Annotated in this window: 26 protein-coding genes; 19 read left to right on the forward strand and 7 right to left on the reverse strand. The window is 61.5% G+C overall.

What is annotated here, in order from left to right:
* Positions 1 to 44 precede the first annotated feature (44 nt).
* The gene (locus tag ACKAMS_RS05325; protein WP_019745269.1) at positions 45 to 1,466 is read right to left on the reverse strand and encodes a short-chain fatty acyl-CoA regulator family protein; all 1,422 of its coding nucleotides are present in this window, start codon (positions 1,464 to 1,466) and stop codon (positions 45 to 47) included.
* Between the two features lie 167 nt (positions 1,467 to 1,633).
* Between ACKAMS_RS05325 and prpD the strand changes: the two genes are divergently transcribed.
* From prpD to ACKAMS_RS05355, 6 genes are all read left to right on the forward strand, one after another.
* On the forward strand, positions 1,634 to 3,136 hold the full coding sequence (prpD, locus tag ACKAMS_RS05330) for a 2-methylcitrate dehydratase PrpD (protein WP_408988706.1): 1,503 nt from the start codon (positions 1,634 to 1,636) through the stop codon (positions 3,134 to 3,136).
* The gene (gene prpB, locus ACKAMS_RS05335) at positions 3,136 to 4,053 is read left to right on the forward strand and encodes a methylisocitrate lyase (protein ID WP_408988707.1); all 918 of its coding nucleotides are present in this window, start codon (positions 3,136 to 3,138) and stop codon (positions 4,051 to 4,053) included. Before prpD ends, prpB begins: the two co-directional genes overlap by 1 nt.
* Positions 4,050 to 5,171, forward strand: coding sequence for a bifunctional 2-methylcitrate synthase/citrate synthase (locus ACKAMS_RS05340; protein WP_020909098.1), 1,122 nt, complete (start codon positions 4,050 to 4,052; stop codon positions 5,169 to 5,171). The genes prpB and ACKAMS_RS05340 overlap by 4 nt, the downstream gene beginning before the upstream one ends.
* Before the next feature lie 189 nt (positions 5,172 to 5,360).
* Positions 5,361 to 6,143 carry an enoyl-CoA hydratase gene (locus ACKAMS_RS05345; protein WP_153211595.1) on the forward strand — a complete coding sequence of 261 codons (783 nt, stop codon included), beginning with the start codon at positions 5,361 to 5,363 and terminating at the stop codon, positions 6,141 to 6,143.
* Positions 6,144 to 6,203: 60 nt separating this feature from the next.
* Positions 6,204 to 7,064, forward strand: a complete 861-nt coding sequence (locus ACKAMS_RS05350; RefSeq protein WP_195790456.1) for an SDR family NAD(P)-dependent oxidoreductase — start codon at positions 6,204 to 6,206, stop codon at positions 7,062 to 7,064.
* 10 nt (positions 7,065 to 7,074) lie between these two features.
* Positions 7,075 to 7,548, forward strand: coding sequence for a MerR family transcriptional regulator (locus ACKAMS_RS05355; protein ID WP_042952907.1), 474 nt, complete (start codon positions 7,075 to 7,077; stop codon positions 7,546 to 7,548).
* A gap of 6 nt (positions 7,549 to 7,554) precedes the next feature.
* Here the strand turns inward: ACKAMS_RS05355 and ACKAMS_RS05360 are convergent, their stop codons facing one another.
* Positions 7,555 to 8,064: a MarR family winged helix-turn-helix transcriptional regulator gene (locus ACKAMS_RS05360; RefSeq protein WP_060937999.1), complete on the reverse strand. Its 510-nt coding sequence runs from the start codon at positions 8,062 to 8,064 to the stop codon at positions 7,555 to 7,557.
* A 94-nt stretch (positions 8,065 to 8,158) separates the two neighbouring features.
* On the opposite strand from ACKAMS_RS05360, the gene ACKAMS_RS05365 reads away from it, so the two are divergent.
* Complete coding sequence (locus tag ACKAMS_RS05365; RefSeq protein WP_408988708.1) at positions 8,159 to 9,127, forward strand: NAD(P)/FAD-dependent oxidoreductase; 969 nt, start codon at positions 8,159 to 8,161, stop codon at positions 9,125 to 9,127.
* Here the strand turns inward: ACKAMS_RS05365 and ACKAMS_RS05370 are convergent.
* Both ACKAMS_RS05370 and ACKAMS_RS05375 read right to left on the reverse strand, forming a co-directional pair.
* A complete protein-coding gene (locus tag ACKAMS_RS05370) occupies positions 9,085 to 10,005 on the reverse strand; it encodes a TIGR01777 family oxidoreductase (protein ID WP_408988709.1) in 921 nt (306 codons plus the stop codon). The genes ACKAMS_RS05365 and ACKAMS_RS05370 overlap by 43 nt on opposite strands.
* Positions 10,002 to 10,679, reverse strand: coding sequence for a TetR family transcriptional regulator (locus ACKAMS_RS05375; protein ID WP_408988710.1), 678 nt, complete (start codon positions 10,677 to 10,679; stop codon positions 10,002 to 10,004). The genes ACKAMS_RS05370 and ACKAMS_RS05375 overlap by 4 nt, the downstream gene beginning before the upstream one ends.
* A gap of 142 nt (positions 10,680 to 10,821) precedes the next feature.
* Between ACKAMS_RS05375 and ACKAMS_RS05380 the strand changes: the two genes are divergently transcribed.
* Together ACKAMS_RS05380 and ACKAMS_RS05385 are read left to right on the forward strand one after the other, a co-directional pair.
* Positions 10,822 to 11,226 (forward strand): EVE domain-containing protein, encoded by a 405-nt coding sequence (locus ACKAMS_RS05380; protein ID WP_408988711.1) that lies wholly within the window; start codon positions 10,822 to 10,824, stop codon positions 11,224 to 11,226.
* A gap of 12 nt (positions 11,227 to 11,238) precedes the next feature.
* Positions 11,239 to 11,685, forward strand: a complete 447-nt coding sequence (locus ACKAMS_RS05385) for a MarR family winged helix-turn-helix transcriptional regulator (protein ID WP_408988712.1) — start codon at positions 11,239 to 11,241, stop codon at positions 11,683 to 11,685.
* A 21-nt stretch (positions 11,686 to 11,706) separates the two neighbouring features.
* Here ACKAMS_RS05385 and ACKAMS_RS05390 read toward each other — a convergent pair whose 3' ends face one another.
* On the reverse strand, positions 11,707 to 12,345 hold the full coding sequence (locus ACKAMS_RS05390; RefSeq protein ID WP_408988713.1) for a TetR/AcrR family transcriptional regulator: 639 nt from the start codon (positions 12,343 to 12,345) through the stop codon (positions 11,707 to 11,709).
* A gap of 93 nt (positions 12,346 to 12,438) precedes the next feature.
* Between ACKAMS_RS05390 and ACKAMS_RS05395 the strand changes: the two genes are divergently transcribed.
* The 9 genes from ACKAMS_RS05395 to ACKAMS_RS05435 all read left to right on the forward strand — a co-directional run bounded on the left by ACKAMS_RS05395 (position 12,439) and on the right by ACKAMS_RS05435 (position 22,197).
* Positions 12,439 to 12,900: a MaoC family dehydratase gene (locus ACKAMS_RS05395; RefSeq protein ID WP_020909091.1), complete on the forward strand. Its 462-nt coding sequence runs from the start codon at positions 12,439 to 12,441 to the stop codon at positions 12,898 to 12,900.
* A 28-nt stretch (positions 12,901 to 12,928) separates the two neighbouring features.
* Positions 12,929 to 14,101: an acyl-CoA dehydrogenase family protein gene (locus ACKAMS_RS05400; protein WP_060938003.1), complete on the forward strand. Its 1,173-nt coding sequence runs from the start codon at positions 12,929 to 12,931 to the stop codon at positions 14,099 to 14,101.
* Between the two features lie 9 nt (positions 14,102 to 14,110).
* Positions 14,111 to 15,244, forward strand: coding sequence for an acyl-CoA dehydrogenase family protein (locus tag ACKAMS_RS05405; RefSeq protein WP_080909600.1), 1,134 nt, complete (start codon positions 14,111 to 14,113; stop codon positions 15,242 to 15,244).
* Positions 15,245 to 15,375: 131 nt separating this feature from the next.
* Positions 15,376 to 17,304, forward strand: a complete 1,929-nt coding sequence (gene htpG / locus ACKAMS_RS05410; RefSeq protein ID WP_408988714.1) for a molecular chaperone HtpG — start codon at positions 15,376 to 15,378, stop codon at positions 17,302 to 17,304.
* 158 nt (positions 17,305 to 17,462) lie between these two features.
* The gene (locus ACKAMS_RS05415) at positions 17,463 to 18,002 is read left to right on the forward strand and encodes a DinB family protein (RefSeq protein ID WP_408988715.1); all 540 of its coding nucleotides are present in this window, start codon (positions 17,463 to 17,465) and stop codon (positions 18,000 to 18,002) included.
* A 59-nt stretch (positions 18,003 to 18,061) separates the two neighbouring features.
* Entirely contained in the window at positions 18,062 to 19,675 is a 1,614-nt protein-coding gene (locus ACKAMS_RS05420; RefSeq protein WP_408988716.1) for an FAD-binding oxidoreductase, read from the forward strand.
* On the forward strand, positions 19,672 to 20,589 hold the full coding sequence (locus ACKAMS_RS05425; RefSeq protein WP_003940547.1) for a diacylglycerol kinase: 918 nt from the start codon (positions 19,672 to 19,674) through the stop codon (positions 20,587 to 20,589). Before ACKAMS_RS05420 ends, ACKAMS_RS05425 begins: the two co-directional genes overlap by 4 nt.
* Before the next feature lie 46 nt (positions 20,590 to 20,635).
* Complete coding sequence (locus ACKAMS_RS05430; protein WP_197940965.1) at positions 20,636 to 21,463, forward strand: potassium channel family protein; 828 nt, start codon at positions 20,636 to 20,638, stop codon at positions 21,461 to 21,463.
* A gap of 47 nt (positions 21,464 to 21,510) precedes the next feature.
* Complete coding sequence (locus tag ACKAMS_RS05435) at positions 21,511 to 22,197, forward strand: TetR/AcrR family transcriptional regulator (protein WP_408988717.1); 687 nt, start codon at positions 21,511 to 21,513, stop codon at positions 22,195 to 22,197.
* A gap of 6 nt (positions 22,198 to 22,203) precedes the next feature.
* Here ACKAMS_RS05435 and ACKAMS_RS05440 read toward each other — a convergent pair whose 3' ends face one another.
* Entirely contained in the window at positions 22,204 to 23,388 is a 1,185-nt protein-coding gene (locus ACKAMS_RS05440; protein WP_020970747.1) for a metallophosphoesterase, read from the reverse strand.
* A 123-nt stretch (positions 23,389 to 23,511) separates the two neighbouring features.
* Here ACKAMS_RS05440 and ACKAMS_RS05445 point away from each other — a divergent pair, with 123 nt between their 5' ends.
* Positions 23,512 to 24,144, forward strand: coding sequence for a GyrI-like domain-containing protein (locus tag ACKAMS_RS05445; protein ID WP_408988718.1), 633 nt, complete (start codon positions 23,512 to 23,514; stop codon positions 24,142 to 24,144).
* A 17-nt stretch (positions 24,145 to 24,161) separates the two neighbouring features.
* On the opposite strand, the gene ACKAMS_RS05450 is transcribed toward ACKAMS_RS05445, so the two are convergent.
* Positions 24,162 to 24,554, reverse strand: coding sequence for an RNA-binding S4 domain-containing protein (locus ACKAMS_RS05450; RefSeq protein ID WP_029256216.1), 393 nt, complete (start codon positions 24,552 to 24,554; stop codon positions 24,162 to 24,164).
* Between the last annotated feature and the right edge of the window lie 22 nt (positions 24,555 to 24,576).

Here is a 24,576-nt window from a genome sequence, read left to right on the forward strand (position 1 = left end):
CCGGGGAAGCGCAGGTGGAGTCGGTGCGCCCTATTGTTTGCGCCTTATTGTTGCGGATACGGCAGATGGCTGCTGCTGTTCTGACTGACGGAGATCGAGCGGCCGAGTTGGGGGAAGGCGCGTTGAGAGCACGCTGGTCTGTCACAGACTTTGCACCCCGCGCCGATCGGCACGATGGTCGCGGGGTCGTCCGTCTGGATTCCGTGGGAGTAGACCATGCGATCGGCGTAGCCGATGTCGCAACCGAGTCCGACGGCGAAGTTCCGCTCGGGGGCGAGGTACCCGAGCCCGCCGCTGTGGGTAGTGCGCGCCACCCAGAGGTATGTCCGGCCGTCGGGCATCTTCGCGACCTGGGTGAGGATGCGTCCAGGGCTCGCGAATGCCTCGTGGATGACCCACAGCGGGCAACTGCCGCCGACTCTGGAGAAGTGAAAAGCGGTAGCAGACTGACGCTTCGAGATGTTTCCGGCGCGATCGGTTCGGACGAAGAAGAAGGGGATGCCGCGTTGGCCATGACGCTGGAGAGTGGACAGCCGGTGACAAACTGTTTCGAAGCCGACCTCGAATTTGAGGCTGAGCAGATCGATGTCGTACCGCAGAGCCTCGGCCGATTCCAGGAATTGGGTGTACGGGAGTAGCAGTGCGCCGGCGAAGTAGTGCGCGAGTCCGATTCGAGCCAGTGCCGCGGACTCGGCACTCAACGATTCGTCCTCGGCGACAAGGGAATCGATCACGTCGGCCTGCGTGAAGAAGGCCAACTGCATCGCGATCTGGAACGCGCGTTGCCCTGCCGACAGACGACGGGCGAGGGTGAGTACCGACTTGTCCGGATCGTAGAAACGCTTGGGGCCGAGCTTGTCTGGTTCGTCGGTACGGATCGTCACGGTGACGCCGTGCTGATCGCGAAGTAGTCGTGCCAGTTGCAAATCCACTGCGCCAACGGACAATCCGTTGTCCACGAACATCTGCTCGGCAGCGTCGTCCAGAACGGCGATGTGATTCTTTCGGTCGTAGAAGAAGTCCCGAACCTCCTCGTAGGGCATGGGTACGAGCGACACATCAGATGCGGCCTCGCCGGACAATTGCGTCGAGAACTGGTCCAACTGCTCGGTTGCGGCGTGCAAACGACGGTGCAACATCACGAGGGTGCGTCCGACCGCGGGCATTCGGGCCACCAATTCGTCTACCTCTGCCAGCGATACGTCCCCGGATTCCGAGGTTTCGGCCAAGGCGTGATGAACGTCAGCCACGAGGCGTGCGTCGGAATCGGAGGCGAAGAATTGCACGTCGAGATCGAACTCGGCGTTGAGCTTGAGAAGGACGGGGACCGTCAGCGGTCGTTGATCGTTCTCTAGTTGATTGACATAGCTGGGGGAGAGTTCGAGTGCCTTCGCCAGTGCGGACTGTGACAGGTTTCGTTCTTCCCGCAGCCGTCGCAGCCGCGCTCCCGCGTACATCTTCTTCATCGAATCTCCTCGGTGCCGATCGCGTTCACCCTACCGAGGAGCCGTTCGCAACATTCGCAACATTGCAGGATCGTTATTGCACAAATAGGCAGTTGCGAGGGCCTATCCCGAGGTGAATGAGCTGCGTAGCGTGCAAATAGATACCGAAGCACGTGAGAAGAGGATCGATGAAGACGCATCTCGTACGCACCCACCGCTCTGCCGAAGAGTTCCCCAAGGAAGACCACCTCGCGTGGAAGATCGCGGAAGTTGCGACGGATTCCGTCGAGGTCACCGACGCCACGTCCGACATGATCGTCAACCGGATCATCGACAACGCGGCAGTTGCCGCAGCTTCCCTGGCCCGTCGACCCGTGGTGAATGCGCGTGCACAGGCGCAGTCACATCCGTACACGCCCGGGTCCACCGTCTTCGGTATCTCGGGTGCTTTCTCGCCCGAGTGGGCCGCCTGGGCGAACGGCGTCGCGGTTCGTGAACTCGACTTCCACGACACGTTCCTGGCCGCCGAGTACTCGCACCCCGGTGACAACATCCCGCCGATCCTTGCCGTCGCTCAGCACACCGGCCGTGACGGTAAGGACCTGATTCGTGGTCTCGCAACCGGCTACGAGATCCAGATCGACCTGGTTCGGGCTATCTGTCTGCACGAGCACAAGATCGACCACGTCGCACACCTCGGCCCCTCGGCTGCGGCTGGTATCGGAACTTTGCTGGGCCTGGGCACCGAGACGGTCTACCAGGCAATCGGCCAGGCGCTGCACCTCACGACGGCTACACGGCAGTCCCGCAAGGGCGAGATCTCCAGCTGGAAGGCCTACGCGCCTGCGCTGGCCGGCAAGGTTGCCGTCGAGGCAGTCGACCGTGCGATGCGCGGTGAAGGTGCACCTTCACCGATCTGGGAAGGCGAAGACGGCGTGATCGCCTGGCTGCTCGGTGGCCCGGACAAGGAGTACCACGTTCCGCTTCCGGGTTCTGGTGAGGCGAAGCGCGCCATCCTCGACTCGTACACGAAGGAACACTCCGCGGAGTACCAGAGCCAGGCGCCGATCGACCTCGCTCGCCGGATGCGTTCTCGCGTCGGCGATCTCGACCAGATCGCCTCGATCGTCTTGCATACCAGTCACCACACCCACGTCGTCATCGGCACCGGTTCCGGCGATCCGCAGAAGTTCGACCCCACCGCATCACGCGAAACTCTCGATCACTCGGTGATGTACATCTTTGCCGTTGCGCTGCAGGACGGTACGTGGCACCACGAGCATTCCTACGCGCCCGAGCGTGCACAGCGCCCCGACACGATCGAGCTGTGGAACAAGATCTCCACGCGCGAAGATCCCGAATGGACACGCCGTTACCACTCGACGGATCCGGACGAGAAGGCTTTCGGTGCTCGCGCCGAGATCACCTTGAAGAGCGGCGAGGTCATCGTCGACGAGCTTGCGGTGGCCGATGCGCACCCGCTCGGCGCACGTCCGTTCGCTCGCGATCAGTACGTCGCGAAGTTCCGCACCCTCGCCGAGGGCGTCATCGAGCCGAGCGAACAGGATCGCTTCCTCGACGCGGCTCAGCGCACCGCCGAATTGAAGGCAGGCGAACTGGATCAGCTGACCTTCACCGTTTCCGAAGACGTTCTCGCTCGGGCACCCAAGGTCGCCAAGGGACTTTTCTGATGTCGGGCCTCATCGCAGCATCGACGTCCGCGGCCGACAAACGCATCGCTTTCCGTGCCGGGCTGACGTCCGGAAAGATTCAACGACTCCCCGGTGCGATCAATCCGTTGACAGCCAAGCTCATTCAGGAAATCGGGTTCGAAGGCGTTTACGTTTCGGGTGGTGCGTATTCGGCCGGATTGGCGCTTCCCGACATCGGGCTGACCACGTTGACCGAGGTCGCCGCCCACAGCAAGCAGATCGCGCGGGTCACCGACCTCCCGACGCTCATCGACGCCGACACCGGTTTCGGTGAACCCATGAGCGCTGCCCGCACGGTCACGATCTTCGAGGACGACGGTATAGCCGGCCTGCACCTCGAGGATCAGATCAACCCCAAGCGCTGTGGGCACCTCGACGGCAAAGCGATCGTGCCCACCGAAGACATGGTTCGCCGAGTTCGTGCTGCAGTCTCGGCACGTCGCGACCCGAACTTCGTCATCTGCGCGCGCACCGATGCTGCCGGAATCGACGGTATCGACGCAGCGATCGAGCGAGCAAAGGCCTACGCAGATGCCGGTGCCGATCTGATCTTCACCGAAGCTCTTGCCACCGAAGGAGACTTCGAGAAGTTCCGCGCAGCAGTCGACACTCCGTTGCTCGCCAACATGACCGAGTTCGGGAAGTCGAATCTCATTTCGGCGAAGACGTTGGAAGAGATCGGTTTCAACGCCGTCATCTACCCCGTGACCACTCTTCGGTTGGCGATGTTCGCCATCGAAAAGGGCCTGCGCGAGATTTTTGCGGAGGGCACGCAAGAAGGGCTGCTCGGTGAGATGCAGCACCGCAGCAGGTTGTACGAGATTCTCGAGTACGAGCGTTACAACGAATTCGACAGTGGCATTTTCAATTTCAGCTTGGAGGGGAGTAGGACATGACCGAACAGATTCCGACGATCTACAAGGGCTTGGCCGGAGTTGTCGTCGACACGACGGCTATCTCCAAGGTAGTGCCCGAGACGAATTCGTTGACGTATCGCGGTTACGCAGTGCAGGACCTCGCCGCGAATTGTAGCTTCGAAGAAGTTGCGCACCTGCTGTGGTACGGCGAACTGCCGACACCCGAGCAGCTCGAATTGCTCTGTCTGCGTGAGCGTGCGGCTCGCCGTGCCGATCGCTCACTGCTCTCGCTCCTGACCAAGATGCCGGACAACTGCCACCCCATGGATGTGGTCCGTACGGCGATCAGCTACCTCGGCGCCGAGGATCCGGCGGAGGACGACAACTCGGAGAAGGCCAATCTGGCCAAGGCACTGCGGATGACGGCTGTGCTTCCGACCATCGTCGCAGCCGATTTCCGCCGCCGGCGCGGCCAGGATCCCATCGCGCCGCAGTCGGACCTGGGTTTCGCCGAAAACTTCTTGAACATGTGCTTCGGTGCTGTTCCGGAGCCGGCGATCGTAAAGGCCTTCGAGGTCTCGCTGATCCTGTATGCGGAGCACTCCTTCAACGCCTCGACGTTTGCCGCTCGTGTTGTGACGTCCACACTTTCGGACATCTACAGCGCAGTGACGGCTGCGATCGGCACGCTCAAGGGCCCGTTGCACGGCGGCGCAAACGAAGCTGTCATGCACGACATGCTCGAGATCGACGACCCCGACCGCGCAGAAGCCTGGATGTCGGAGAAATTGGCTGCCAAAGAGAAGGTCATGGGCTTCGGGCACCGCGTCTACAAGAACGGTGATTCGCGTGTTCCGACCATGAAGCAGGCGCTCCTCGACGTAGCGGCAGCGACGGACGGCGAGAAGTGGGTGCAGATGTACGAGATCCTCGAGAAGACGATGGTCAGTGCCACCGGAATCAAGCCGAATCTCGATTTCCCCACGGGCCCTGCGTATTTCCTTATGGGCTTCGACGTCGAGATGTTCACGCCGATCTTCGTGATGAGCCGCATCACCGGATGGACGGCGCACATCATCGAGCAGGGGCAGTCGAATGCACTGATCAGGCCGCTGAGTCAGTACTCCGGTGTGCCGCAGCGGACCGTTGTGGCATAACGCTTTCAACAATCGTGGCATGACACCCCACTAATGCTGCGTCGGCGAGGTTCGGTTCTGGCATCACCGTCTCCTGGCCTCGTCGACGCTTCTCCGTTCGCACTATCTGCAACTTCGCACCGAATATTCGCAAAGATACTCGAGTGCAATGTGTTTCGTTTGTTCCTTGCCGGTAATAGCGTCAGTGTCATGACTGAAACGCACGAAGACATCTCGATCATTCGTCATGGCGACACGCTTGACGTCGTGTTCAACCGGCCGGAAAAACACAACGCATTGACTCCTCAGATGTACGACGCCATTGCCGGAGCCTGCCGAAGCGCCGACTTCGACCGCGAGATCCGGTTACTCACTCTCCGAGGTGCTGGGGGAGAGGCGTTCTCGGCGGGTTCCGACATACGCCATTTTCAGACCTTCTCGAGTTTTCATGACGGGCTCGACTACGAAAGTCGGTTCGTCGGCGTGCTGACCGAACTCGAGAAAGTGCGGGTTCCCACGCTGGCGGTCATCGACGGTGTGTGCGCGGGAGCCGGGCTGTTGTTAGCGGCAGCGTGCGATGTGCGGATCGCGACGCACGGGTCCCGCTTCTGCCTCCCGATCGCGCGCACGCTCGGAAACTCGTTGTCGGTCCATTCCGTGGCGTTGCTGGCGGACAGGATCGGCAGTTCGCGTCTGATGTCGTTGGTCGCTCGGGCGGGGGTCATGTCGAGCGACGAGGCTCTGCGGAACGGCTTCCTCAGCGACTGTGCAACAGAGACAGAGTTCGCGAGCCTGACTGCCCAGGTATCGCGGGAACTCCTTGCGGCTGCCCCGATGACCGTGTGGACGATTCGAGAGTCCCTGCGCCGCATCAGGACCCGATCGATCACCGACAACGATGATCTGATGCGCATGATCTACAGCAGTGACGACTTCAAAGCCGGTGTCGACGGTTTCCTTCGCGGCGAGCGACCGGTTTGGGCCGGCGCGTAGCTCGGCTGTAGAACCAAAGGCTTGCGTTGGAGCGCGCTCTAACCCCTAGCGTTGCCCACCATGACAACAAAAACCTGGATCATCACTGGAGTTTCTCAGGGTTTCGGCCGCGAACTTGCAGTGTCCGCACTTCGAACCGGGGACGCGGTAGTCGCGGCAGTTCGTAGGCCCGAGTCCGTTGCAGATATCGCGTCGGAGCATCCGGATCGGTTCTCGGCGGTGACGTTCGACGTCCGCGACACCGCGGCGGCACCCAGCGTCGTCGAACATGCGCTCGAGCATTTCGGTCTTGTCGACGTGCTGGTCAACAATGCCGGTCGCGGGATGGTCGGCGCGGCGGAGATGGTGGACGATTCGACCTTGCGGGATCTCATGGAACTGCACCTGATCGGACCCGCCGCGTTGGTGCGCGCCGTCCTCCCTTCGATGCGAGCGCAGGGCAGCGGAACGATCGTGCAGATGAGCAGTCAAGGCGGCCGCATGTCGTTTCCCGGCGTCGGGGCGTATTCGGCGTCCAAATTCGCGATTGAAGGTTGGTCGGAGGCCCTTGCCGGTGAGGTCGGGCAGTTCGGCATCCGGGTCATGATCGTCGAGCCCAGCCGATTCCGTACAGCATTCAACACACCTGGCGTTCTGAGCTTCGCCGAATCATCCTCGGACTACCGTGATTTGCTCGATCCTGTTCTGCGGGACATGGCGGCGGCAGACGGTGTTCAGGAGGGTGATCCGGAGAAGGCAGCAGAGATCATCACCTCGCTGGTGCACAGCGAGAATGTGCCACTGCGTCTGCCGCTGGGAAAGGAAGCCGTGGAGCGGATATCCGCGTCGTATCGGAAGAATCTCGCCGAGGTATCCGTCTGGGCCGACCTCGCTCGCAGCGCCGATTTCGCGGATGCTGCCGGACCTGTCCGCCCGTTCTAGGCTGGGAGTCATGGCTACCGAAGACTTGATGCGCAAGGCACTCGAGGCACTTGGGGAAGTGGACGGGCCTATGTCGATCGAGGTGATCCATCGACTCGTCGATACAGGGGATGTTCAGGACTCGATGTCGATCGCCGAAGTGTCAGACCTTCTGGATGTTTCGGCGCATACCCTGCGCTACTACGAGAAGATCGGCTTGGTTGCGGTGGATCGTGATTCGAGCGGACATCGTGTGTACGGGCCGGAATCTATTCGCAGGCTGGTGTTTCTGACCCGCATGCGTATCTCGGGCATGGCGATTCGCGACCTGCAGCACTACGTTGAACTGGTCGACGCCGGTGAAGGGACAGTTCCGGAGAGGCTCGACATGCTGCTCGAGCACCGGGACACCGTTCGTCGGCAGATCAAGGAGCTCACATTGTCTTTGGCTGCGACGGAGTACAAGATTGCGACGTACGGCGGGCGGACCGGAGAGCAGAAGTAGCGCGAGCTACTTGTCCTGCGTTCGATCCAGCCCGCCTTCCATGGATAGCGCCAACTGCTCGAGTGCCGCGAGAATTTTTCCGCGGCCCCGTCCGAGTTCGGTGAACAATTCACCGTGAGCGGCGAGTTCGCGAGGAAAGACATCATCGACGACAGCGTTTCCCTGGATCGTCATCGTGATCAGTGCAGATCGCCTGTCTTCGGGATTTCTCGTGCGGGAGACAAGGCCTCGCTTCTCCAATCGTGCGAGTGCCTTGCTGACTCCGGCCCGAGACATACCGAGGCGTTCGGCGAGACGAATCGCGGTGACCGGTTCCTCGGCGTATCGAAGCGGCACAAGCAGTTCGACTTCCGAAACGGTGAGGTCCGCGGATCGGTACACCGGTTCGACGGCGAGTTCGAGAAGCGCCGTGATCCGCTTGAGTTGCGCGACAACTTCCATGGGCGACGTGTCGAGGTCAGGATTGTTTTCGGCCCAAAGGTTGCACGTACGGGAGCGGAGTGTTGGTTCGTTCACGATTCCTCAGTTTTGTTAACTGGTAAACAAATTTGCTAGATTGCCAGAATAGCTCACCGTCTGGGTGGGACGAACTGCGGGACTGGGGGAGTGCATGAGGTTCGATGTGGTGATTGTCGGTGGCGGTGCGGCGGGGTTGAGTGCCGCGCTTGTTCTGGCTCGGGCTCGGCGGCGAGTGATGATCGTCGATGCTGGTAACCCGCGCAATGGTGTCTCCGAGCACCTGCACGGGTACCTGACGCGGGACGGGCAGAGTCCGACGCAATTACTTGCGGCCGGACGCAAGGAGGTTCTCGAGTACGGCGGCGAAATGACGACTGGCACCGCAATCGGAATCGAGCAAACGGAGGACGGTGGATTTCTTGTGCAAACCGACGCGACTGCGTCGCTGGAGGCACGGACTGTTCTGGTGGCGACGGGGTTACGTGACGAGCTGCCGAACATCGCTGGGCTGCAGGATCGCTGGGGAGTCGACGTTTTGCATTGTCCCTACTGCCACGGGTACGAGGTTCGTGATACGCCGATCGGTGTACTCGGGGGTGACAACAGGCCGTTCACCATTCATCAGGCGTCGTTGGTGCGCCAATGGTCGGACGATGTTGTCTTCTTTCCGAATCGCATCGAGCTGACCGGCACCGAGCGGGAGCGGCTGACTGTGAGGGGGATTCGCATCGTAGAAGGCGACGTGGCCGGGGTCTCGGTGGCAGACGGTCGATTGGACGGCGTCGAGTTGGCCTCCGGTCAGGTTGTTCCGCGGAGTGTGGTGTTTGTCGGTCCACGGTTTGTTCCACGCGACGCTTTGCTGACTGACCTGGGATGTGAAGCTGACGAAAATGGTTGGGTGGTAACTGATCCTGCGGGAAGTGCCAGCATGCCTGGTGTATGGGCCGCTGGGAACGTGTCGGACTCGCCTGCACAGTTGATCACCGCCGCCGCCGCTGGGTCGAAGGCTGCGATTGCCCTGAATCACTATCTGCTCGAGCAGGATATCGTGCGAGCGGTCGCGACCGCGACCGAACTTCAGCCGAGTGTGACCGGAAGCAGCCCTCGCGGGGTCTCCTGAGCGATCTGTTCCAGCGCAGACTCCAACGTCGGAAATTGATACTGGAAGCCGCTGTCCGCGAGCACCCCTGGTAAAACCCAGCGACTCTTCGTCACCAATTCAGCCTCGGTGCGGATGATTCGTGCGCCGAACTCGAGCATCCAGCCCGGCGTCGGAAACCCGTATTGTCGGCCAAGTTTCGCTCGTACCACCCGCATCATGTCGGTGTTGGTTACCGGATACGGGGATGCGATATTGACCGGGCCTGAGATCTCCGGATGCTCGTAGATGTGGATGACCGAGCGAACGACATCGGCGATATGTATCCAACTGAACATTTGTCGTCCGTCGCCCATTCTTCCGCCGAAACCGATTCGGGCCAGGTTCACGATGGGGTTGATTGCTCCGCCGCCGGCTCCGAGAGCGATCGACATTCGTAGCGCTACTTTTCGAACCGGGGTTGGGGCGGAGAACAATTCGTGCTCCCACGCTCGCGCGACAGCGACGGAGAATCCCTTACCCAGTTCTCCGTTCTTCTCGTCTATCGGTCGATCCCTCGCGTCTCGGTAGATCGTGCCGGTACTGGCATTCGCCCAGAGCGAGGGTGGCTGCGGCGTACGGGCCAGTGCGCGACCCAACAGTGCGGTCGTTTCCACGCGGGAGGAGAAGATTTCGTCGGCATTGCGCTTGTTGTATCGGCAGCTCACAGAGCGTCCGGCGAGGTTGACCAGCAGATCCGCGCCGCTGAGTACGTCGGCAACACCTTGCTCGTCGGACCAGGTGGCATCGCTCGTTCCTCCCCGGCCGATCGTTCGTACGTCCACCCCGTTGGGTTCGAGCGCTCGAACGAGAGATTGCCCTATGTAGCCCGACGCACCGGATACAACGACAGTCTTCATGATTTTGTGTTCCCCTCTGGAGAAACGACTTTGGTCATCAGGGCGGCGACGTCACCGACCAGGCCGCGGGCCACCGGTAGCGGGGCGAGGGCGAGTGTTTTCGCGATGATCGGGACCAGTCCGTCGACCAGGGAACGAGTGCGCGTTTGCCCCGGAGACGAGTCGGTGACCCAATGCAGCGTCACGCCCAGGTAGCTGAGCCACAAGAGTGTGGGGAGCTGGGTCTCCAAGGACGCCGGCGTCTTCTGCTTCGACGCCGCCAGTGCTTCGCGCATCAATTCGACGGCCATCGATCTCGCATCACTCGACTCGGCCGAGAACGGGCTGGACGGCGATTCGGTGGGCAGGGCGACGTGCAGAAACGCGCCACCGAACCCGTGATAGGGCCCCATGACATCGAGTCCGGTGTGCAGAACGATCGCGAGATTTTCCGCGAGTGAGCCACCTTTGCGTAGGAGTGGGAGCGCACGCTCTCGGTGATCACGTTGGATGACGAGATACAGCTCGTGAACCAGTTCGTCTTTGCTGGCGAAGTAGTAGTAGGCATTCCCGAGGGAGACACCTGCCTCAGTCGCGATCTTGCGCATGGTCGTCGCTGCGAAGCCTTCGTCGCGGAAGAGCCGCAAAGCTGTTTCCACCAGCTTTTCCCTGGTTTCGATCCCGCGACTGCCCATGGGCTCCCCTTCTTTGAACGTGTTCAAGTTCAGCGTACCTGAAGTTGAACACGTTCAAGAGTTGATCTGTTGCGAGGAAGATAATAAGCGCGCATGCTAAATTCATGATTGAACTTGCGATCGGTTCGCCAGGTGGTCGGCGATGAACGCCTGGTTAGGGGTTGTCTCGGCCGAACATGTGCGTCGCGCAGTGGATCTTGGGATCGCGCAGATCGGGCACGGGAAGAGGTCCGGATTGGCGCGGATGAAGGCGGGCGATGTGCTTGTCTACTATTCGCCGGTCGAGTCCATTGGTGATCGAGATCCGTTGCGCGAGTTCACAGCCCTCGGTGTGATCGAAGAGGGTGAGATCTGGCAGGCGGACGAGGGGTGCTTCAAGCCGTTTCGGCGTCGAGTGCGATACGAGCAGTTCGCGCCCGTTCCTCTCGACGACGTACGGAGTCGATTGGCATTGACCTCGACACCGAACTGGGGGTATCAGCTCCTCCGAGGCTTGATTCCGTTGGATGGCAACGACGTCGAGATTCTGCGCTCGGCAACGAGCTGACACACTGACGCTGTGGCGAAGAAACTGGAAACCGACTTCGAGGATGCTGGCGACAGTCCGGGTCTGATGTTGTGGCGTGTCACCAATGCTTGGCAGGCTTCGATTCGCGCGGCGCTGCGGCCTTTCGACCTGACTCACGTGCAGTTCGTTCTGCTCGCCGCACTGACCTGGCTGGACGCGGAAACGCCGATAACTCAACGCGATCTTGCCGAGTACGCGCGCACCGATCCGATGATGACGTCACAGGTGATACGGACCCTCGAATCCAAGAAATTGGTCGAACGACGTCCACACCCGACCGATGCTCGGGCTCGTTCAGTGGTAGTGGCCCAGGCGGGTGCGGCCCTGGCCGGCAAGGCAAATCGTGCGGTGGAAGCATCGGATCGGGAATTCTTTGCCGCTCTCGGGGATCGTCAGGCGGCCTTCGTTGCGATGCTCGGCATGCTTGACCGAAAGTAGCAACCCCCAGTTTTCAGGGGATTATTCTGAAGTGATCTGCAGCAGTGCATATTTGGCTTCCAGCCCGTCCAGCAGGGATTCCAGCGCGAGTTCGAAACTGGCACCGTCGATTTCCGTAGCACGCTCGCGCAACAGATGTGCTCGCGTGAGGTGCGGGTAACGCTCGGCGTAGATCGCCGGATCGTCTACGAATCCGCCGGAGAACGTCGCCGTCGCAGCACCCATGACCACGTACTTGACGGAAGCGCCGATCAGCGTTGCCGTGCGCTGCGGCCATCCGGCCCGCACCAGGCCGCCGTGGATGGCGTTGGCGCGGTCAAGGGCGATGGGCCTAACGCTCGGACCGTAGGCCAAGTAGGGAACGATATTGGGATGCTTGCCCAGGGCGGCGTGGTAGGACCGCGCCCACGTGCACAGCGCACCGCGCCAATCGTCAGAGTCGAAGCCGCTCACGTCGACGGACTCCATGATGACGTTCGCGACGTCGTCGAGTAGCTCGTCCTTGTTGGCGTAGTGGCTGTACAGCGATGGTGCCTGCACGCCGAGAACGGTGGCGAGTTTGCGCATCGAGAAGTCGGTCAAACCGTGCTCGTCGACCAATTTCAGGGCGGTGTCCCTGATGATCGGCTTGCTCAGTAGTGGAATCCGCGGTCGCGCCATCGCACACCCTTTCGTGTGAAAGTACTGGACAACCTTACACCGTGAGTTTATTATCCAATTAACCTAACAGTGTTCGGGAACGTGGAGGATCAGATGACGCGGGTGTTCGAGAACAAGGCCGATCTCCTGGGGGCGGTCGGTGAAACGCTGGGCTCGAGCGAGTGGGTCGAGGTCACCCGCGAGATGGTCCATCAATTTGCCGACGCGACCGGTGACCATCAGTGGATTCACGTCGACGACGAAAGGGCAAAGCGTGAATCACCTTTCGGCGGTCCGATTGCCCACGGGTATCTGACTCTCTCGCTCCTGCCGCTTCTGTCGAAGTCCGTGTACCGCATCGACGGGGCGAAGATGGTCATCAACTACGGGTCCGACAAGGTTCGATTCCCGAGTCCGGTGCCGGTCGGAGCCAAGGTTCGAAACACTGCAGTGCTCTCCGCGATTGAAGAGTTGCCGAACGGTTCGCTGCAGAGTCAGATCACCAACACCGTCGAGATCGAAGGCGTGGACAAGCCAGCCGTTGTTGCGCAGACCGTCGCACGAATCTTGTTCTGAAATCCTGCCAGAAGAAAGCAGACTCCATATGAATCTCGAATTGACCGGTGAGGAAGTTGCGTTCCGCGAGGAGATGCGAAAGTTCTTCACCACCGAATTCTCGCCCGAACTTCGTGCACGTGCAGCGGGATTCGGAAAGCTGACGCGTGAAGACATCGTTGCGGGCCAACAGATTCTGAACGCACACGGACTGGCGGTTCCGCACTGGCCGGTCGAATGGGGTGGCAAGGACTGGACTCCGGTTCAGCGCCACATCTATTCCGAGGAAATGCAGTTGGCGTCGGTACCCAACCCGTTGCCGTTCAACGTGAGCATGGTTGGGCCCGTTATCGCGGCCTTCGGCTCGCAGGAGCAGAAGGAGAAGTTTCTCCCGGCGACGGCTAACGCCGATATCTGGTGGTGCCAAGGTTTTTCGGAACCAGAAGCCGGTTCGGATCTCGCTTCACTCAAGACGGCTGCTGTCCGTGACGGCGCGGATTACATCGTCAACGGTCAGAAGACGTGGACTACTCTCGCGCAGCACGCCGAGTGGATCTTCTGTCTGGTTCGGACAGATGCCAGTGCCCAGAAGCGTCAGGCAGGAATTTCGTTCCTGCTCATCGATTTGGCGACTCCCGGCATCACGATTCGTCCCATCAAACTGATCGACGGCAGCGTCGAGGTCAACGAGGTGTTCTTCGACAACGTCCGTGTTCCTGCGGAAAATCTTGTCGGCGAGGAGAACAAGGGCTGGGACTACGCCAAGTTCCTGCTCGGTAACGAACGCACGGGGGTCACACGGGTCGGGTTCTCCAAAACCCTTGTCGCCACGGCAAAAGAGAAGGCGCGGGAGGTTCGCGTCGGAACCGGCACCCTCCTCGAGGATCCGTTGTTCGCGGCTCGGTTGGCCGAGTTGGAAAACGAATTGCTTGCACTGGATCTGACTCAACTGCGAGTTGTGGCGAGTTCGGCAGACGGAAAGCCGAATCCGGCATCCTCGCTGCTCAAGCTCCGTGGCTCCGAATTGCAGCAGGCGGCAACGGAATTGCTGATGGATGTCGCCGGACCGGACTCTCTGCCGGTAGATATCGCCGACATCGACTCGCCGGAGTGGGCGCAGCAGGCGGCGCCGCGCTACTTGAACTACCGGAAGGTTTCCATCTACAGCGGATCAAGTGAGGTGCAGCGCTCCATCATTGCCTCCTCGATCCTCGGATTGTGAGCATCTGACATGAATTTCGAACTCGACGACGAACAGACGATGCTTCGCGACACAACGCGCGAATTACTCAGCCGCAGCTACGACGCGGAGAAGCGCAACGCCACCTCGGCCACTGACGAGGGATGGAATGCCTCGGTGTGGAAGCAGTTCGCCGAGCTCGGGCTGCTCGGCCTGCCATTCGCGGAGGCCGATGGCGGGATGGGCGCTGGGCCGGTCGAGACCATGGTGGTGATGACCGAACTGGGCCGCGCGCTTGCACCCGAGCCGTATTTGGGTGGTGTTCTGATCCCCGGTGGGTTGATTGCTGCGATCGGTTCGGCAGATCAGCGGGCGCGACTCCTGCCGGCGCTCAGCGACGGGACCACTTTGTCGGCCTTTGCCCATACGGAACCTGGCACGCGCTGGCCGGTCGCCACTGTCACGACCACTGCATCGCAGGAGGGATCGGGGTGGACGATCACCGGCGTCAAGAACCCGGTTCTGCAGGGCGACAGCGCGCACGTCGTGATCGTCAGTGCCACACTTCCAGGCGGCGGCACCGGGCTCTTCCTGGTGGATGCGGAAGGCTCGGGTGTCACACGGAGCACGTACGCCACCCACGACGGCCGTCGCGGCGCGCAGTTCACGTTCACCGATGCCGCGGCCGAACAACTTGGTGAGGGCGGCGATGTCACGGCGGCGATCGTTGACGCAGAGGTCCGGGCGCAGGCAGCTCTGTGCGCCGAGGCGATCGGCATCATGACCGAGGCGCTGCGACTGACGACGGATTACCTGAAGCAGCGCAAGCAGTTCGGTGTTCCGCTCGCGAAGTTCCAGACGCTGACTCATCGTGCGGCCGACATGTACGTGGCGCTCGAACTGGCGAGCAGCATGAGTCTGTACGCGACCATGGCCATCGCCGACGGAGTGATCGATCCGACCATCGCGTCGCGAGCGAAGCTGGCTGTCGGTCGTGCCGCGCATCAGATCGGTCAGGAAGCAATTCAAATGCACGGTGGTATCGGTATGACAGCCGAGTATCCGGTCGGGCACTACGTCTCGCGGCTGGTGGCCATCGAACACACTTTGGGCGCATCGGACGATCACCTCAGGGTGCTGGCCGGCGGCGTCTCGAACTATTCGATGGTTGACGTCACCGAGTAGATCGGTGGGTGAAGATAACGGGAGGTCATGCGCAGGTCGCGTGGCCTCCCTTGTCTGTGCGGGGGCCGGCCCGCGGTATTCGAGGTCGAGTAAAATCCCTGTGATCAGTCCGAGAAGAGAAAGGGATCGAAGTGACCGCGCATACCGAGCAGCTCGAGTTCCAAGCAGAAACACGTCAGCTGCTGGATCTGATGGTTCATTCAATCTATACGAACAAGGACAGCTTCCTTCGTGAGTTGATCTCCAACGCTTCGGACGCGCTGGACAAACTCCGCCTCGAGTCGTACCAGGACAAAGACCTCAACGTCGACGTCTCCGATCTGCATATCGAGATCGACATCGACAAGGCGGCACGCACCCTGACCATCCGCGACAACGGCATCGGAATGTCGCGTGACGAGGTCGTCGACCTGATCGGCACGCTCGCCAAGTCCGGCACCGCCGAGGTGCGTCGTAAGCTCAAGGAAGCCAAGGATGCAGCGGCATCCGAAGAACTGATCGGTCAGTTCGGCATCGGCTTCTACTCCACGTTCATGGTGGCGGACAAGGTCACGTTGCTGACCCGCCGCGCCGGTGAAGACCACGCGACGCGCTGGGAGTCGACCGGCGAAGGCACGTACACGCTCGAGCATGTGAACGAGGCGCCGCAGGGCAGCTCCGTGACCCTGCACCTGATGCCCGAGGATTCCGAGAACGGCCTGCACGACTACACGTCGGAATGGAAGATCAAGGAACTGGTCAAGAAGTACTCCGACTTCATCGCGTGGCCCATCCGCATGGATGTCGCTCGGACGTCGACGCCAGCCGAGGGCGAAGAGCCCGAGGTCGCCATCGAGACCGAGACGATCAACTCGATGAAGGCACTGTGGACTCGCTCCAAGGACGAGGTGTCCGAGGACGAGTACAAGGAGTTCTACAAGCACGTCAGCCACGCCTGGGACGAGCCTCTCGAGGTCATCCCGATGAAGGCCGAAGGTACTTTCGAATACCAAGCGCTGCTGTTCATTCCGTCGACGGCGCCGTTCGATCTGTTCATGCGTGAGCGCAAGGCCGGCATCCACCTCTACGTCAAGCGCGTCTTCATCATGGACGACTGCGAAGAGTTGGTGCCCGATTACCTGCGCTTCGTCAAGGGCGTGGTCGACGCACAAGACCTCTCGCTCAACGTCTCTCGTGAAATTCTGCAGCAGGACCGGCAGATCGCTGCCATCCGTCGTCGTCTGACCAAGAAGGTCCTCTCGACCATCAAGGACATGAAGGCGAACGAGCCCGAGAAGTACTCGACCTTCTGGACCGAGTTCGGACGCGCGCTCAAGGAAGGCCTGATGGCCGATGCCGACAACCGCAAGACGCTGCTCGACATCTCTTCGTTTGCCTCGACCAACAGCGAAGAGGGCGTGACCACTCTCGCCGAGTACGTGGAGCGCATGAAGGACGGCCAGGAACAGATCTACTTCATGACGGGCGAATCCCGTCACCTCATCGAAAGCTCCCCGCACATGGAGGCTTTCAAGGCCAAGGGCCTCGAGGTTCTGGTTCTCACCGACCCGGTGGACGAGATGTGGGTCGACGCTGTCTCGGACTTCGACGGCAAGACCTTCCAGTCGATCGCCAAGGGCGAGGTCGACCTCGACACCGAGGACGAGAAGAAGGCGGCCGAGGCCGAGCGCGAAGAGAAAGAGAAGGAATTCGGCGAGCTGCTGACGTGGCTGACCGAAACCCTGTCCGACGACATCAAGGAAACGCGTCTCTCGACGCGCCTGACCACGTCGGCTGCCTGCATCGTCGGCGACGCGTTCAGCATGTCTCCGACGCTCGAGAAGATGTACAAGGCTTCGGGTCAGCCTGTTCCGCACAGCAAGCGCATCCTCGAGCTCAACCCGGAGCACCCGCTTGTCTCGGGTCTTCGGGAGGCGCAGGCCGCCAACGACAATGCGGAGAACCTGACTGAGACGGCTCAGTTGCTCTACGGCATGGCGTTGCTTGCCGAGGGCGGCGAGCTGAGCGACCCGGCGCACTTCACGCGCCTGCTGGCCGATCGTTTGGCCCGCACAGTCTGATCTCGTTCTAGCTCGCTCGAACTCCCGGCACTCACCCTCATTGGTGAGTGCCGGGAGTTTTCTTCTTTGATCGTTTTCTAATGAGGACCGTTTCTGTCCGCAATGACTTCTAACGTAGTTCTCACAGGGCACGAACCCACGAGCGAAGGAAAAACATCATGAACGCACCGACCACCACCGTCACCGGCGAGCGCGCGGATCTCCTCCAGAGCCTGCGTCAACATCGTGAATTCCTGCTCTTCACCGTCAAGAACCTCACCGACGACCAGGCTGCTTCGAGGCCGACCGTGAGCGAACTGTGCCTCGGCGGATTGATCAAGCACGTGGGTCAGGCGGAGAAGGGTTGGGTCGACTTCATTCTGGAAGGGCCGGCCGGACTTGGCGGGGACTTCGACCCGACCCAGGGGTCGGAAGAGATGCAACAGGAACGGGCGAACGAATTTGCCATGGTCGAGGGTGAAACCTTGGCAAGCATCGTTTCCGAGTACGAAGGGATCGCGGCCAGGACCGACCAGTTGGTGGCCTCGCTGGACAGCCTCGACATCTCTCATCCACTTCCGAGCGCTCCGTGGTTCGAAGCCGGCGCTCGCTGGTCAGCGCGGCGCGCATTGCTGCACATCATCGCCGAGACGGCCCAGCATGCGGGCCACGCAGACATGCTTCGTGAAGCCATCGACGGCTCGAAGACGATGGGTTGATCGACAGCTCGATCAACCGGGATGTTTACACATCACACAAATATGTAACACTAGTGTCTATGAGCACCGAAAAGTCTGCCTTGCAACCGCCGATGCAGTGGGACGCCTGGGGCGATCCGGCCAAGAAGCGTGAACTGTCGGACGCAGTCACATCATTGTTGACCGGATTTCTCGGTGTGTCCGCACCGACTCGCTCGCGCCTCGCCATCGAAGACGTTCAGGTGACTCCGTCCGCCCTGGCTCAGTCGCACGTCGAGGCGCTGGATGGGCTGGTCGGGGCCGAGTACGTCAGCACCGAGGATTCGGATCGAATCCTTCGGGCCGGTGGCAAGAGCACCCCGGATCTGCTTCGTCGTCGTAGCGCCGAGCCGCAGGACGCACCGGACGCAGTCGTCACTCCAGGGACAGGCGCAGAGGTCGAGCAGGTTCTCCGATACTGCTCTGCCAACCGGATCGCAGTGGTCCCGTTCGGTGGTGGCACCAGCGTCGTCGGCGGGCTCGATCCCATTCGTGACGGGTTCGACGCAGTTCTATCTCTCGATCTGCACAGGTTCGATCAGCTCGTCGGGTTGGACGAGGAATCGGGCATCGCGACGTTCGGCGGCGGAACCACCGGCCCACGGGCCGAGGAGCTTCTGCGTGAGCACGGTTTCTCGGTCGGGCACTTCCCGCAGAGCTTCCTGTTCGCCACTCTGGGCGGGTTTGCCGCCACCCGGTCTTCGGGGCAGGCGTCGGCTGGATACGGACGTTTCGAGGACATGGTCCAGGGCCTCACCGTTGTCACCCCGAGCGGTGTGGTCGAGACCGGGCGTGCGCCGGCCTCTGCCGCAGGCCCCGATCTGGGTGAGCTTTTTGTCGGCTCCGAGGGGACATTCGGCGTCATCACGCACGTGCGTGTCCGGGTTCACCGCCTGCCCGAGACCACCGTGCGCGAAGGGTGGAGCTTCCCCGACTTCGCCACCGGCGCAGCAGCATTGCGTGAGCTGGTCCAGGAAGGATCGGCTCCGACCGTACTGCGATTGTCCGACGAGGCCGAGAGCGGCGTGAATCTGGCGACCACCGACAAGATCGGCGAGAACGCCTTCACCGGTGGTTGCCTCGGCATCACCACCTACGAGGGCACCGCTTCGCACACCGCTGAACGGGTGGCGGAGGCCCGAGCAATTCTCACCGCTCACGGTGGGACTTCGCTCGGTGAGGAGCCCGGAAACAGTTGGGAACACGGGCGATTCGATGCGCCGTATCTGCGTGACGCTCTTCTCGACGTCGGCGCACTGTGTGAAACCCTCGAGACAGCAACCACCTGGGGTAACCTCGCGAACCTGCGCTCCTCGGTCACCGAAGCGCTGACCAAGGCTCTCGTCGAGCAGGGGACTCAGCCGCTCGTGATGTGCCACATTTCGCACACCTACAAGACCGGTGCTTCGCTGTACTTCACAGTAGTCAGCGCGCAGACCGAGGATCCGATCGCTCAGTGGCACAAGGCGAAAACTGCCGCTGGCGATGCGATCATCGCCGCCGGTGGCACGATCACCCATCATCACGCAGTCGGAGCTGACCATCGCCCGTGGATGAAGGACGAGATCGGCGAATTGGGCGCGAATATCCTTCGCGCAGTGAAGAATGCAGTGGACCCTGCCGGCATCCTCAATCCTGGAAAGCTGATTCCGTGACCGAAACCCGCAGTCAGATCGAGAAGGTTACCGTCCTGATCAATCCGATGGCGGGACATGGTCACGCGCCTGCAGCCGGACGCAAAGGTGTTGCGCGACTGCGTGCTCGGGGAGTTGCCGTCACCGAGATCATCGGAACCGATGCCGACGACGCCAAGAAGTTGGCGCGTCGTGCGATCGAGGAGGGTACCGACGCGCTGGTGGTGGTCGGCGGTGACGGTGCCATCAGCATCGGATTGCAGGCTGCCGCGTTGACCGATACTCCTATCGGGCTCATCCCGGCGGGCACCGGTAACGATCACGCCCGTGAGTTCGGCATTCCCACAGGCGATCCCGAGGCAGCCGCCGATGTGATCGCCGACGGCGTCGTGCAGCAGTCCGACCTGGCGAAGATCACGCTTGCCGACGGTTCCGTCGTCTGGTCGGGAACGATCATCGCGAGCGGATTCGATTCGCTGGTCAGTGAACGGGCTAATCGGATGTCGTGGCCCAAGGGACCGATGCGCTACAACTTGGCGATGCTCGCCGAGTTGGCGAAGATGAAGCCGCTGCCGTACCGGATCGAACTCGACGACGAGGTCATCACGGTGGACGCGACGCTCGTGGCTGTCGGCAACGGGCGCTCGTACGGTGGCGGCATGCTCATCACGCCAGGAGCGTCGAAGTCGGACGGGTTGCTGGATCTGACCGTCGTCGGGCACGGTTCGAGGTTGCGTCTGGTGCGCCTGTTTCCGCGGGTGTACAAGGGAACTCACGTCTCCTTGGATGCGGTACAGACGTATCGGTCGAAGAAGGTCCGGTTGGTCTCCGAGGGCATCATCGCCTACGCGGACGGCGATCGGGTGGGGCCGTTGCCCATCACGATCGAGGCAGTTCCCATGGCGCTCAACATCTTGACGCACACTCGGATCTGAGTTGGTTCTGCCGGTCACGCGGTAGCAGTGGTGTAAGACTTCTCGGATGAACGAATCAAGGAGGTCGGTGCACCACCGCACTGCGTGGACGTCGAAGCGGTGGCAGCTCACCACCGACATCCCCTTGACCGCTGCGGCCTGCCTGTTCTTGGTGGCGTACGCGTACCAAGTCCTGGCGCAACCGACTGGCTTCCCGCATCGCCTGACCGAATGGATCATGTGGGCCGCGTGGTTCGTATTTGCCGTCGACTACGCAGTTCGCCTGTGGTTGGCTCCTGCACGCGGTCGCTGGTTCGTCAGGCATCTCTTGGATTTGGCGATGGTGGTGCTACCCATGCTGCGTCCCTTGCGCCTCCTTCGATTGGTCACCCTGCTTGCAATAGTCCACCGCTCGAGCGGGCAAAGCTTGCGTGGACGAGTGGTTGTTTACGCCACCGGGGCTACGGCCTTGCTGATCGGTGTCGCGGCACTGGCCATGCTCGACGCCGAGCGGCACGCTGAGGGCGCCGCCATCACGTCGTACGGGACGGCGTTGTGGTGGGCGATGGAGACGGTTACGACCGTCGGTTACGGAGACATGGCTCCTGTCACTACAACCGGGCGCCTGATCGCCGGAGCGTTGATGATCGGCGGAATTGCATTGCTGGGCATCGTGACTGCCACACTCGCTTCCTGGTTGGTCGAGCGAGTGGCGGAACAGGACGAGGCAGGGCAGGCCGCGACGCGTAAGCAGGTGGCAGATCTGTCCGTGGAGGTCCGAGCTTTGGCCACCCGCACGCACCGAGTCGATCTCGCGTCCGTCGATACCGATTCGCTGCGTCGCGAACTGGCGTCGAGGGGAGTCGTGGCGCAGCATGCACCTTCGGACAATTGACCCGCAGTACAGCAAACAATAGAACGATGGTCTGATAATCTTGCGTGATGGTGGCGACCCATGGATTCCAGCGCGCGCGCAGGCCCGAGCAGATCGAAGCACGTCGGTGCGCGATTCTCGACGCAGCTCGCGCGATGCTCGGGTCCAAGCCAGTCGCCGACATCAGTCTGCGTGAGCTCAGTGAGAGCGTCGGCCTCGCGAAGTCGAACGTGCTCCGGTACTTCGACAGTCGCGAGGCCATCTTTCTCGAAGTGCTCGACGAGAACTGGGTAGCGTGGCTGGACGGGTTGTCCGAGTCGTTGACTTCGACCGGTGGCGACTCACCGTTTGCCGCTGAAATTCATGTGGCATCCGCGGTTGCGGAATCGCTTGTCGGACAGCGATTGCTGTGCGAGTTGATGAGTGTCATGGCCGGTGTCCTCGAAAGAAACATCTCCGTCGACTTCGCCCGTGACTTCAAGAGGCGGGCGACGGTCAACTCGGGAAGGTTTGCGTCGCTGGTTCATTCGCAACTGCCCCATCTCTCGGAGGGCGACGCCGCTCAATTCGCCAAGGTAACCCTGGTGATCGTTGCCGGCTTGTGGCCGACTGCCGAGCCGACTGAATCCATGGTCGTCGTACTGAACGAGATGCAGGCGCCCCCGGCCTCCGACATGTTCGCAGTCGGCCTGCGTGAAGGTCTGATCAACCAGCTCGTCGGGTTGTCGGCGCGAGCGGCAACCCGAACGAGCTGAGAACGATCAGGCGCTGTGCAGCGTCAGAACGGTTATCTCGCTCGGTGCGAACACCCTGAAGGGCGGACCCCAGAATCCGGTTCCCCGGCTGGTGTACAGCTGCGTACGTTCTCCGTGCCTGGTAAGCCCGTGTACCGACGGTTGATCGAGTTTCACCAGAAAGTTGAAGGGCCAGATCTGTCCGCCGTGGGTATGACCGGCGAGCTGCAGATCCACTCCCGCAGAAGCGGACTGAGTAACCTGCTTCGGTTGGTGGGCGAGCATCAGGATCGGCAATTCGGGGTCGGAGCCGGCCAGGGCCATGTCGAAGTTCGCGCCGTGCCCGTCGAGCTTCGATCCCAACGCTGTCGCATCGTCGACTCCGGCGATGACCAGTCTGTCTCCGCCCTTGGTGACGACGAGGTGGCGGTTGTGCAGCGCGTCCCAGCCGATCGAGGTCATGTAGTCGAGCCACTCCTGAGCCTCGTGGAAGTACTCGTGATTGCCGGTCACGTAGACGCGAGCGAGCCCGGCTTCGACCGATGCGAGGGGGGTCGCTTGGCCGAGGCGCTGCTCTACCGTTCCGTCGGCGATGTCACCGACGTGGGCCACGATGTCGGCGTCGAGATCGTTGACTGCCGCGATCACGCGCTCGGACCACTTCTCGCGATTGATCGGCCCGAAGTGAGTGTCGGTGATCGCGACTACCCGAAGTTTGTCCATCCCCGCACCAAGGCGGGGGATGGTGACGTCGACCTGCTTGATCCGTGGCAGTCTCATGGCTTCCCGGTAGCCCCAGATCAGCAGAAGGGCCGAGATGATCAGTGCGGCAACGGCGACGATTCTCGATCGAAGCGGGTCATCCACGCCGCCGACGAGCAGTCCGAGCCTCAGAACTTCGCCGAGCAGGGTCCACACGAACACGACCCAGATGATTCCGAGGAGTGCGTCGCCGATCAGGCGAACTGGATCGCGGTCGGTGTGTCCGTGGCTGAGCACCATGCTCGCAGGCAGGGCGATCAAGAGGGCGGCAAACAGAACGGTGCCGAAAACTGCCACCGCCGTCGGCCAGTCCGGCCGGATGAACAAGCTCCACCATGGGTACACGAACAACAGAGCCAAGATCGACGCGACAATCGCGGATATGGCAACGATCCGCAACGGTCTGCGGCGCGGAACTCGAGCGACGTCGGTCGCCTGGGGTGTAGTCACCCCGTCCAGAGTAAAGGTCCACTGGTCTATTAACAAGGGGACAGTGGTCCGCTATCGGGATGTCGGTGTTCTCGGATAGGTTTCCGAACGTTGAAACTCGGCCAGTGATCAAGTGGGTGGCGCATGGAGAAGTACGACGTCAAGAAGGCATACAAGGATCTCTACTCGCCTGGGCGCCGCGATTTTGCCCTCGTGACCGTTCCCCGCTTCGGCTACTTCGCCGTCGACGGTCACGGCGACCCCAACACTGCCACCGAGTACTCCGAGGCGCTCGAAGCGCTGTATTCGGTGTCCTACTCGGCAAAATTCGCTAGCAAGAAGGAATTGGATCGCGACTTCGTCGTTGGCCCGCTGGAAGGGTTGTGGCGGGCAGATGATCCCGAGGTGTTCGTGACACGGGACAAGGCGTCGTGGGATTGGACGATGATGATCTCGCAACCGGAGTGGATCACGGAGACCGAACTGTCTGCGTCGATTGACGCAGTCCGGGCCAAGGCAGGGCGGGCCAAGAAGGAGATTGCCGCTCTGGACAAGGTCAGGTTTCTCGAGTTGGAGGAAGGTCTGTCCGTCCAGATTCTTCACGTCGGCTCGTACGACGACGAAGCTCCCACCCTGGACCGGCTGCACAACACGTTCATCCCGTCGAACGGCCTGAGCTTCAACGGCGATCATCACGAGATCTACCTCAGTGATGCGCGCCGGACGCCGCCCGAGAAACTGAAGACGGTTCTGCGTCAGCCTGTTTCGAGGTCGTGACGCGTTCGAGGCGGTGGTTACGGCTCGAGGCCGCGCAACTTCTCGAGGTCACGTCGCTCGCGCTTGGTCGGTCTGCCGGCGCCGCGATCACGTCGCGGAATGGACGCAATCAGTTCGGGCGGTGGTGGGGGTGGCGAATTGTCCTGCAGGCAATCGGCGGCCAGCACCGCGCTGACTCGCTTCGTGATCGGCTTGACCACGACGACAATGCGTTCGATGCCGGATACACGCACCCGCACCTCGTCGCCGGCTTTCACCTGCTGAGCCGCCTTTGCCGACGTTCCATTGACCCGAACGTGTCCCGATCGGCAGGCGGTCGCCGCCTGCGAGCGTGTCTTGAACAGCCGAACCGCCCACGTCCAGCTGTCCACGCGGACACTGATCGCGTCGGAGGGGAGTTGGGCTGGCACGCACTCCAGCCTACCGACGAGT

It is taken from the genome of Rhodococcus sp. 5A-K4, from assembly GCF_046097995.1.
GTDB classification, from domain to species: Bacteria; Actinomycetota; Actinomycetes; order Mycobacteriales; family Mycobacteriaceae; genus Rhodococcus_F; species Rhodococcus_F erythropolis.

What these genes read in the sequence shown, in the direction of transcription:
- ACKAMS_RS05325 (WP_019745269.1), bottom strand. Translation starts at nt 1,466, where the DNA reads ATGAAGAAGATGTACGCGGGAGCGCGGCTGCGACGGCTGCGGGAAGAA.
- prpD (WP_408988706.1), top strand. Translation starts at nt 1,634, where the DNA reads ATGAAGACGCATCTCGTACGCACCCACCGCTCTGCCGAAGAGTTCCCC.
- prpB (WP_408988707.1), top strand. Translation starts at nt 3,136, where the DNA reads ATGTCGGGCCTCATCGCAGCATCGACGTCCGCGGCCGACAAACGCATC.
- ACKAMS_RS05340 (WP_020909098.1), top strand. Translation starts at nt 4,050, where the DNA reads ATGACCGAACAGATTCCGACGATCTACAAGGGCTTGGCCGGAGTTGTC.
- ACKAMS_RS05345 (WP_153211595.1), top strand. Translation starts at nt 5,361, where the DNA reads ATGACTGAAACGCACGAAGACATCTCGATCATTCGTCATGGCGACACG.
- ACKAMS_RS05350 (WP_195790456.1), top strand. Translation starts at nt 6,204, where the DNA reads ATGACAACAAAAACCTGGATCATCACTGGAGTTTCTCAGGGTTTCGGC.
- ACKAMS_RS05355 (WP_042952907.1), top strand. Translation starts at nt 7,075, where the DNA reads ATGGCTACCGAAGACTTGATGCGCAAGGCACTCGAGGCACTTGGGGAA.
- ACKAMS_RS05365 (WP_408988708.1), top strand. Translation starts at nt 8,159, where the DNA reads ATGAGGTTCGATGTGGTGATTGTCGGTGGCGGTGCGGCGGGGTTGAGT.
- ACKAMS_RS05370 (WP_408988709.1), bottom strand. Translation starts at nt 10,005, where the DNA reads ATGAAGACTGTCGTTGTATCCGGTGCGTCGGGCTACATAGGGCAATCT.
- ACKAMS_RS05375 (WP_408988710.1), bottom strand. Translation starts at nt 10,679, where the DNA reads ATGGGCAGTCGCGGGATCGAAACCAGGGAAAAGCTGGTGGAAACAGCT.
- ACKAMS_RS05380 (WP_408988711.1), top strand. Translation starts at nt 10,822, where the DNA reads ATGAACGCCTGGTTAGGGGTTGTCTCGGCCGAACATGTGCGTCGCGCA.
- ACKAMS_RS05390 (WP_408988713.1), bottom strand. Translation starts at nt 12,345, where the DNA reads ATGGCGCGACCGCGGATTCCACTACTGAGCAAGCCGATCATCAGGGAC.
- ACKAMS_RS05395 (WP_020909091.1), top strand. Translation starts at nt 12,439, where the DNA reads ATGACGCGGGTGTTCGAGAACAAGGCCGATCTCCTGGGGGCGGTCGGT.
- ACKAMS_RS05400 (WP_060938003.1), top strand. Translation starts at nt 12,929, where the DNA reads ATGAATCTCGAATTGACCGGTGAGGAAGTTGCGTTCCGCGAGGAGATG.
- ACKAMS_RS05405 (WP_080909600.1), top strand. Translation starts at nt 14,111, where the DNA reads ATGAATTTCGAACTCGACGACGAACAGACGATGCTTCGCGACACAACG.
- ACKAMS_RS05415 (WP_408988715.1), top strand. Translation starts at nt 17,463, where the DNA reads ATGAACGCACCGACCACCACCGTCACCGGCGAGCGCGCGGATCTCCTC.
- ACKAMS_RS05420 (WP_408988716.1), top strand. Translation starts at nt 18,062, where the DNA reads ATGAGCACCGAAAAGTCTGCCTTGCAACCGCCGATGCAGTGGGACGCC.
- ACKAMS_RS05430 (WP_197940965.1), top strand. Translation starts at nt 20,636, where the DNA reads ATGAACGAATCAAGGAGGTCGGTGCACCACCGCACTGCGTGGACGTCG.
- ACKAMS_RS05435 (WP_408988717.1), top strand. Translation starts at nt 21,511, where the DNA reads ATGGTGGCGACCCATGGATTCCAGCGCGCGCGCAGGCCCGAGCAGATC.
- ACKAMS_RS05445 (WP_408988718.1), top strand. Translation starts at nt 23,512, where the DNA reads ATGGAGAAGTACGACGTCAAGAAGGCATACAAGGATCTCTACTCGCCT.